Source organism: Mesorhizobium sp. M7A.F.Ca.CA.002.05.1.1 (assembly GCF_003998335.1).
Classification (GTDB): domain Bacteria; phylum Pseudomonadota; class Alphaproteobacteria; order Rhizobiales; family Rhizobiaceae; genus Mesorhizobium.
In genome coordinates, this window is sequence record NZ_RZQI01000181.1 from 1 (window position 1) to 8,340 (window position 8,340).

General features: G+C 63.3%; 12 protein-coding genes. 6 read left to right on the top strand and 6 right to left on the bottom strand.

What is annotated here, in order from left to right; all coding sequences use genetic code 11:
- Positions 1–462, bottom strand: a 462-nt coding sequence (locus EN939_RS11970; RefSeq protein ID WP_245473083.1) for an aconitase family protein, incomplete at its 3' end; no start/stop codon positions are given.
- Positions 463–742: 280 nt separating this feature from the next.
- Between EN939_RS11970 and ccmA the strand changes: the two genes are divergently transcribed.
- From ccmA to EN939_RS11990, 4 genes are all read left to right on the top strand, one after another.
- Positions 743–1,366 (top strand): heme ABC exporter ATP-binding protein CcmA, encoded by a 624-nt coding sequence (ccmA, locus tag EN939_RS11975; protein WP_127268182.1) that lies wholly within the window; start codon positions 743–745, stop codon positions 1,364–1,366.
- 25 nt (positions 1,367–1,391) lie between these two features.
- Positions 1,392–2,057, top strand: coding sequence for a heme exporter protein CcmB (gene ccmB / locus EN939_RS11980; RefSeq protein ID WP_127268183.1), 666 nt, complete (start codon positions 1,392–1,394; stop codon positions 2,055–2,057).
- Between the two features lie 124 nt (positions 2,058–2,181).
- Positions 2,182–2,349 (top strand): heme exporter protein CcmD, encoded by a 168-nt coding sequence (ccmD, locus tag EN939_RS11985; RefSeq protein ID WP_127268184.1) that lies wholly within the window; start codon positions 2,182–2,184, stop codon positions 2,347–2,349.
- Positions 2,346–2,924: a DsbE family thiol:disulfide interchange protein gene (locus tag EN939_RS11990; protein ID WP_127268185.1), complete on the top strand. Its 579-nt coding sequence runs from the start codon at positions 2,346–2,348 to the stop codon at positions 2,922–2,924. Before ccmD ends, EN939_RS11990 begins: the two co-directional genes overlap by 4 nt.
- Before the next feature lie 157 nt (positions 2,925–3,081).
- Here the strand turns inward: EN939_RS11990 and EN939_RS11995 are convergent, their stop codons facing one another.
- Positions 3,082–3,249: a hypothetical protein gene (locus EN939_RS11995; protein ID WP_013528833.1), complete on the bottom strand. Its 168-nt coding sequence runs from the start codon at positions 3,247–3,249 to the stop codon at positions 3,082–3,084.
- A gap of 261 nt (positions 3,250–3,510) precedes the next feature.
- Here EN939_RS11995 and EN939_RS12000 point away from each other — a divergent pair, with 261 nt between their 5' ends.
- Positions 3,511–4,431, top strand: coding sequence for an SMP-30/gluconolactonase/LRE family protein (locus EN939_RS12000; protein ID WP_127268186.1), 921 nt, complete (start codon positions 3,511–3,513; stop codon positions 4,429–4,431).
- Between the two features lie 91 nt (positions 4,432–4,522).
- Positions 4,523–4,729, top strand: coding sequence for a tautomerase family protein (locus EN939_RS12005; protein WP_127268187.1), 207 nt, complete (start codon positions 4,523–4,525; stop codon positions 4,727–4,729).
- Between the two features lie 25 nt (positions 4,730–4,754).
- On the opposite strand, the gene EN939_RS12010 is transcribed toward EN939_RS12005, so the two are convergent.
- From EN939_RS12010 to ftsY, 4 genes are all read right to left on the bottom strand, one after another.
- Positions 4,755–5,285 (bottom strand): NADPH-dependent FMN reductase, encoded by a 531-nt coding sequence (locus tag EN939_RS12010; RefSeq protein WP_127268188.1) that lies wholly within the window; start codon positions 5,283–5,285, stop codon positions 4,755–4,757.
- Between the two features lie 36 nt (positions 5,286–5,321).
- On the bottom strand, positions 5,322–5,942 hold the full coding sequence (locus EN939_RS12015; RefSeq protein ID WP_127268189.1) for a pyridoxamine 5'-phosphate oxidase family protein: 621 nt from the start codon (positions 5,940–5,942) through the stop codon (positions 5,322–5,324).
- A gap of 95 nt (positions 5,943–6,037) precedes the next feature.
- Positions 6,038–6,712, bottom strand: a complete 675-nt coding sequence (locus EN939_RS12020) for a septation protein A (protein WP_127268190.1) — start codon at positions 6,710–6,712, stop codon at positions 6,038–6,040.
- A gap of 61 nt (positions 6,713–6,773) precedes the next feature.
- On the bottom strand, positions 6,774–8,261 hold the full coding sequence (gene ftsY, locus EN939_RS39025; RefSeq protein ID WP_164750960.1) for a signal recognition particle-docking protein FtsY: 1,488 nt from the start codon (positions 8,259–8,261) through the stop codon (positions 6,774–6,776).
- Positions 8,262–8,340 lie beyond the last annotated feature (79 nt).

Below are 8,340 nucleotides of genomic sequence, written 5' to 3' on the forward strand. Positions count from 1 at the left end.
CTCATATTCCAGCTCGACATTGCGGGCGAAGGCCATCGGCGTGCCGAATTCGTCGACGATGACGGAATGGTCGATGACGAGGTCGACCGGCACCAGCGGGTTGATCTTCTGCGGATCGCCGCCGAGCGAGGCCATGGCGTCGCGCATCGCGGCAAGGTCGACCACGGCCGGAACGCCGGTGAAATCCTGCATCAGCACGCGGGCCGGGCGATAGGCGATCTCGACGCCGGCGGTGCCCTTGTCGGTCAGCCAGCCGGCCACCGCCTGGATCGATTCCTTGGTGACGGAGCGGCCGTCTTCGTTGCGCAGCAGGTTTTCCAGCAGCACCTTCATCGAATAGGGCAGCTGCGAGATGCCGGTGAGGCCGTTCTTCTCGGCCTCGATGAGGTCGAAATAGGCATACTCCGCGCCGCCTGCGGTCAGCGTGCGGCGGCAATTGAAACTGTCGAGGGATTTTGACACGTGCGATCCTTGTCTGTTCAGCCTGAAAGGGAACGGACGCCGATGGCATGCAATCACGCGCAAAGGTGCGGGTACGGCCATTTCCGCTGTCCGTTCCCAAGCAACCCGAGCCGTTCAAGGCGGCGCGTGCGCTGGTTCGGCGCTAATTCTGTTCCCGTGCCGACCGCTGGCACGGATGCACCGCATATAGAGAATTTTCTGGAATAGTTCTAGACAGTTGGAAAGCAAATTTGTGCGATGCGGCAGCGGCCGCGACACATGGTTTCAGGGCAGGCGAGGAATGCGGCTGATCGCCGAAAATCTGGGCGGCGAGCGAGGCGGCGAGGCGGTGTTTTCCGGCATCGATTTTGCCTTGGAGGAGTGTCAGGCGCTCATCGTCACCGGGCCGAACGGATCGGGCAAGTCGACCTTGCTGCGAGTCATCGCCGGGCTGCTGCCGGTGGCGCAAGGCAGCGTGAGGATCGAGGGTACCATGAAGATTGAAGACGGGGACGAAGCGTTCCCGTCTGTTGCCTCGGCCTGTCACTACCTTGGCCACCAGAACGCAATGAAGCCGGCGCTCAGCGTGGCGGAGAATTTGCGCTTCTGGCGCGACTTCAACGGCGACGGACAGCTCGGCGTCGAAGAGGCGCTGGAAACGGTCGGGCTCGGCGGCATCGGCCACCTGCCGTTCGGCTATCTATCGACCGGGCAACGCCGGCGCGCGGCGATCGCGAAACTGCTGGTCAGCCACCGGCCATTGTGGTTGCTGGATGAGCCGACAGCAGGGCTGGACAAGGCGTCGGAGGCGCGGTTTGCGGGGTTGATGGCCAAGCATTGCACGGATGGCGGGATGATTGTCGCGGCGACGCATCTGCCGCTGGGGATCGAGGGGACGGAGTTGAGGATCGGGGGAACTGGTTGATGATGGCGCGCGAGCATCTCATACCATGCTAGCGCTCTTCCTGCGCGACATCCGCCTCAACATCCGTGCCGGCGGCGGGGCGCTGACCGGGGTCATCTTCTTCCTCGCCGTCATCGCCACCATCCCGTTCGGAGTAGGGCCAGACCTGAAGCTGCTGGCCCGCATCGGACCGGCCATCCTGTGGATCGGCGCGCTGCTGTCCTGCCTGCTCGGCCTCGACCGGCTGTTCCAGGCCGACCGCGAGGACGGCTCGCTCGATCTCCTGGTGCTCGGCAATGATCGCCATATGCTGGCCTTGACGGTGCTGGTGAAATGCCTGGCGCATTGGGCGGGCAGCGTGCTGCCGCTGGTCATCGCCGCGCCCCTGCTCGGCCTGTTCATGAACATGGAGCCGCTCGGCATCGGCGCCACGTCGCTGACGCTGCTGGTCGGCACCCCGGCAATCACGTTCATCGGCGCCGCCGGTGCTGCGGTGGCAGTGGCGCTGCCGCGTGGCGGGCTGCTGATCTCGGTACTGGTGCTGCCGCTGACCATTCCGGTGCTGATCTTCGGTGTTTCGGCGAGCTATGGGGCGACCGCCAATCCCGATCCGTTTCTGCAGCCCTTCCTCATTCTTGCCGCGCTGACCCTGTTTCTTGGCGTGCTGGGCCCGGTCTCGGCGGCGCTGGCGCTGCGGCATGGAACGGATTGATGTGGCGTATGACTGCGGCGCGGCGACCGATTGCGAAGCCGACGGAGCGAGGCTAAGGGAAAGGCATGTCTAGACTGGGCGACATGATCGGCTTGGAAGCCCCCACTTCAGCGAGGCCCGTCGCATGAGCGCGCATGCACTCTACGTGACCGCCGCCTATGGCATTACGGCCGTGGTGCTGGCCGGATTGATCGGCTGGATCCTGCTCGACCAGCGGGCGCGCAAGCGCGAACTCGCCGAACTGGAGGCATCCGGCGTGCGGCGGCGCTCCGACAAGGCGGCAAAGCCATGACCACAGAAACGGAAACGCCACCCCCACGCACTCGTCGCCTGTTCGTGCTGTTGCCGCTGCTGATCTTCCTCGGCCTGGCCGGACTGTTCCTGTCGCAGCTGCTGTCGGGGCGCGATGCTTCGGAAGTGCCATCGGCCCTGATCGGCCTGCCGGCGCCGCAAACCAGCCTGCCTGCGCTGGAGGGGTCAAACCTGCCGGGGCTCGATTCGAAAACCTTCGCCGGCAAGGTCACATTGGTCAACGTCTTCGCGTCGTGGTGCGCGCCATGCCGCGAAGAGCACCCGGTGCTTCTGGCGCTGTCGCAGGATAAGCGTTTCACCATGGCGGCGCTGAACTACAAGGACCGGCCGGAAAATGCACGCCGGTTCCTCGGCGATCTCGGCAATCCGTTCCAGGCGATAGGGGTTGACGAAGCGGGCCGCGCGGCGATCGACTGGGGCGTCTACGGCGTGCCGGAGACCTTCGTCATCGGCAAGGACGGCAAGATCGCCTACAAGCATGTCGGCCCGCTGACGCCCGAGACGGCGAGGGATCTCTTGCTGCCACAGATCGACAAGGCGCTGGCGGCACGTTGATATTCAGGTGATGCCGGGCTGCAAACGGCGGCTTCCTGCGCTTCCGGTGCTCACGTACTTAAGTACGCTCCGCTCCGGTTCTCGGAAACCACCGTTTTCGTCTCGGCCTGACCTGAATCTCAACGCACCTTGGCGGTGCGTCTTATCGGACTCGAGATCAGCCGTAGATCTGCTTGTGGATCTGGTAGAGCATTTCCGAGCGGTCGGCGCGCATGTCGGCCAGATCGCGGCTGGAAAAGCTGTCGATTTCGGCGACAAGGCGGTTGTAGTGCTTGCGCTTGGCAATGCTGTTGCGAGCGCGGGTCATGAGACTGTCGAGGATCATAGCAAGGTTCCTTTTTTGGCGCCGCGTTTCGGCGGCGGTTTCTTCCTCCCTTGATCGATACGAAGCATGACATAGTAATGGTGCATTGCAAAAAGAAGATGTTGCAATGCACCATTGCGCTGGACGCATAGCCGGTTAATACGGCGCTAACGTCATGCGCAGAGCCGGCAAGCGATCTTTTGCATGACACTGTGCGTACCCACATTGCCTTCTGTCCCTCCGGCTGGCTTGATCCGGTGTCATTGATGCCGGGAGGAAAGCATGGCGGCCGCAGACTATTATGAAATTCTCGATCCGCGCTTCGCGCGCCTGTTCAACGGCAACGCGCAGGTCGAGAAGCTGTTCACCGGATGCCAGTGGGCGGAGGGGCCGGCCTGGTTCGCCGCCGGCCGCTATGTCGTCTGGTCCGACATCCCCAACAACCGCATGCTGCGTTATGACGAAACCGACGGCAATGTCAGCGTCTTCCGCCAGCCGTCCGGCAATTCGAACGGCAACAGCGTCGACCGGCAGGGCCGGCTGATCACCTGCGAGCATTCGGGCCGCCGTGTCAGCCGCACCGAGTTCGACGGCTCGGTCACCACGATCGCGTCCAAATGGAAGGGCAAGCGGCTGAATTCGCCCAACGACGCGGTGGTGAAATCCGACGGCTCGATCTGGTTCACCGATCCGAGCTACGGCATCGATACGGATTATGAGGGCGACAGGGCCGAGAGCGAAATCGGCGCCTGCCATGTCTACCGGGTCGATCCCGGCACGGGCGAGGTCGAAGCCGTCATCACCGACATGGTCCGGCCCAACGGCCTGGCTTTCTCGCTCGACGAGAGCAAGCTTTATGTCGTCGATACCGGCCGCACGCATGGCGCGCAGAATCCGGCGCATATGCGGGTTTTCAATGTCGGCAAGGGCGGCAAGAAGGTTTCGGGCGAGAAAATCTTTGCCGACTGCACGGCCGGCCTGTTCGACGGCTTCAGGCTCGACGAGGACGGCCGCATCTGGACGAGTGCCGCCGACGGCATCCATTGCTACGATCCGGACGGCACGCTGATCGGCAAGGTCAAGGTGCCGGAAGTCACCGCCAACTGCGTGTTCGGCGGCAACAAGCTGAATTGCCTCTATATCGCCGGCACCACGTCGCTCTACATGGTGCGGCTGATGGTCAACGGCGCCAAGACATACTGAGACTGGAGCACTGGCTGAGACTGGAGCACTGGCGGCCGTTCGACGGTTTCATCGAAGCGGGTCGCGAGCACGAACATCCCGGGAGGACAAAATGCCATTCGTCAACATCCGCATCGTCAAGGAAGTGATATCAGCCGATCCGGCGGGCAAGAAGGCGGACATCGCCAAAAAGGTGACGGCGGCCATCATGGACGCCACCGGGCTGAGCAACGACGATGTCTGGGTGGTTTTTGAAGAGATCAACGCGCGCGATTGGTACGTTGGGAAGACTGATGTGGAGACGCTGCGAAAGGGCTAGCTCGAAGGTCTGGGGTGGCCGCCGCTCAACGCGAGCGGATAAACTCCGCGAAGGCATTCAGCGCATCATGCATCGCCTGCCGGTTCCCCGGCTCGTCGAGGATGCCCTCCACCTCCGGTGGCTTCTTGCCGAGCAGGGCAATCTCCAGCACGTCGTCGCAAAGTGCGAACGACATGGTGCGCATGATCTCGGCCAGTGCGGCGCGGGCGAACAGCGAGCGCGGCGAGGCGTGTGCCAGCATGGCGGGCTTGGCGACAGCGGCATCGCGCGAGACCAGCCAGTCGAGGGCGTTCTTCAGCCCGCCCGGTACGCCATGGGCATATTCCGGACAGGAGACGATCACGCCGTCGGCTCGGCTGACGGCATCGATCAGTTCGGAGGCTTCGAGCGGCGTCCGCTCGCCCTCGTCGTCGGGATTGAAGATCGGCAGACAGCCAAGCCCGTCATAGACGCTGACGCGGCAGCCGGGCAGTGCGTTGCGCGCCAGTGCTGCGATCAGGGCCGAATTGGTGGAAGCCGCGCGCAGGCTTCCGGAAATGGCAAGGATGTTCAGCAAGATGGACCAGTCAGGACGAATCGTGGGTCGAAAAACCTACCACATCGTCTTCTTGTATTCCTCGTCGAGCCAGCGATCGGTCGCCTCGGCGGAATCGGCAACCGCCAGCTGATCGCGCATGATCTGGCCGAGCGTCGGCAGCGTCGCGCGGTCGTACCAGGTTTCCGGCTTCCACAAATCCGAGCGCATGAAGGCTTTTGCGCAGTGCATGTAGGCGGCCTTGACGCTGACCACGACGACGCTTTGCGGCTCCCTGCCGTCGACGGCGAGCCGTTCGCGCAAATTTGCGTCGACGGTGATGCGGGCATCGCCGTTGACGCGCAGCGTCTCGTTCATGCCGGGAATGAGGAAGAGCAGCCCGACCGAGGGATTGAGGAGGATGTTCTCCAGCGTGTCGAGCCGGTTGTTGCCGGGCCGGTCGGGAATGGCGATGGTGGTGTCGTCGAGAACGGTGGCAAAGCCCGGCTTGTCGCCCTTCGGCGTCACGTCGGCGTTGCCGGCACCGTCGGACGAGCCGATCAGCACGAACGGGCTCTTGCCGATGAAGGAGCGGCAATGGCCGTCAAGTTTTTTCAGCTCCTTGCGGATAGAACCGTCGGTTGGCCGTGGCGTCTTGTAGATCGTCCTCAACTGGTCGTGCGTGGTGATGAATTCCATGTCCCTCTCCCCAGAACGGTTCATTGTCTCACGAACGCAGAACCGCTGTTTCCCTTTGTTTTGACGCAGCTCCGGACACTTTTCTTGGAGTTGCTCTATTTCCCGGCCTTCTCTTCTTTGCCGGCCTTGTCCTCGAGTGAATGACGCAGGATCAGCGGCATCTGGCTGAAGGTGAATAGAAGCGTGATCGGCATGATGCCCCAGACCTTGAAAGTAACCCAGGCGTCGGTGGAAAAATTGCGCCACACCACCTCATTGACGATGGCCAGGAACAGGAAGAACAGGCCCCAGCGGAAGGTCAGTTTCCGCCAGCCATCGGCGTCGAGGCTGAAGGCTGAATCGAAGACATAGCCAAGCAGCGACTTGCCGAAGTAGAGGCCGCCGAGCAGCACGCCGCCGAACAGCGTGTTGACGATGGTCGGCTTCATCTTGATGAAGATGTCGTCCTGCAGATAGAGCGTCAGCGCGCCGAAGATGAAGACGACGACGCCCGACACCATCGGCATGATCGGCAAGGTGCGGGTGAGCAGCCACGAGGCGATCAGCGCGATTGCCGTGGCGGCCATGAACAGCCCGGTGGCAACGAAGATCGGCCCGCCGAACTCGGCCAGAACAGGGAATTTCTGCACCAGCCATCCGCTGCGCGCATTGGCGAAGAAGAACACCATCAACGGCCCAAGCTCGAGCACCAGCTTGAGCAGCGGATTGACGCCTTCCTTCTTCTGCTTCTGCGGGTCCGACGGATCGCGTTCGAGAATGGGTGGGTTCATGGAATCTCTTTCTTGCGCATGATCTGATCCAAAAAGTCTGCACCTTTTTGGGACATGCTTGTTAGGCTACTCCAGCGATCGCCCTGGCGAATTCGCTTGCTGAGAACGGTTCGAGGTCGTCGACCTGTTCGCCGACGCCGATGAAATAAACCGGCAATTTGTGTTTTGCCGCGATCGCCACCAGAATACCGCCGCGTGCCGTGCCGTCCAGCTTGGTCATCACCAGGCCGTTGACGCCGGCGATATTGCGGAAGATCTCGACCTGGTTGAGCGCGTTCTGGCCGGTGGTGGCGTCGACCGTCTGCAGCACGGTGTGCGGTGCTTCCGGATCGAGTTTGCCCAGCACGCGAACGATCTTTTCGAGCTCGGCCATCAGTTCGGTCTTGTTCTGCAGGCGGCCGGCGGTGTCGATGATCAGCACGTCGGAACCGGCTTCCCTGGCCTTCTCGAAGGCGTCATAGGCGAGCCCTGCGGCATCGGCGCCGATCTTGGAGGCGATGACCGGCGATTTCGTCCGCTCGCCCCAGATCTTCAGCTGCTCGATCGCAGCGGCGCGGAAGGTGTCGCCGGCGGCGAGCATCACCGACAGGCCGCCATCGGTGAGCTTGGCGGCGAGCTTACCGATCGTGGTGGTCTTGCCGGTGCCGTTGACGCCGACCACCAGGATGACATGCGGCTTGTGCGAGAGATCGAGCTCCAGCGGCATGGCGACATGGGTCAGCACTTTTTCCACCTCGGCCGCCATGATGGCGCGGACCTCGGTGTCGGAGACGTCCTTGCCGTAGCGGCTGGCGGCCAGCGCGTCGGTAACGCGCAAGGCCGTTTCCATGCCGAGATCGGCGCGGATCAGCACATCCTCCAGATCCTGCAGCGTCTCCTCATCCAGCTTGCGCTTGGTGAAGACGCCGGCAATGTTGCCGGTGAGCTCCTTGGAGGAGCGGGCAAGCCCGTCCTTCATGCGCTGGAACCAGGAGCGCCTCGGTGCCGGTTCGGGCGCCTTCTGCGGCTCGGCTTTCTGCTCGACCTTCTTGGTGACGGTCACCTTGCCGGGGGCGGCTTTCGGCTCCGGCGCGGGTTGTGGAAGAGGCTGCGGCTCGGGCGCGATTTCCGCAATGACCGGCTGCGATTCGACCGGGGCCGGCTGGCGAATGAGAGGTGCGATTTCGGCGGCGGGCGCTTCGGCCACGAGAGCAGCCGGCATGGCTTCCACGGGTGGCGCCGAATCTTTCGCAAGTTCGTGCTGCCCCTCACCCCTACCCTCTCCCCGTGAAGGACGGGGAGAGGGAGGCGTCAGCGTTGAGGCTTCGTCTTCGATGTTTGCAAGAGGAGGCGCAGCTTCACCGCTAGCCCCCTTCTCCCCGTCTCTATACGGGGAGAAGGTGCCGGCAGGCGGATGAGGGGCTGCGCTGACCTCTGAAGACGGCTGAAGAGGGGACGGCGCCGGTGTCGGCACCTCGATCGGGGCTGGTGTTTCGGCTGGGACCTCGACAGGCGTCGGCACTTCGACCGGGGCCGGCTCCGGCTGCTTTTCCGGCCGCGACGGGATGATCTCCGGCTCGGCCGGCGCCGGAGCAGGGACTTCTTGCGGCTGCGGTTCGGGCGTGGGTTCCGGAACGGCGGGGGGGGGT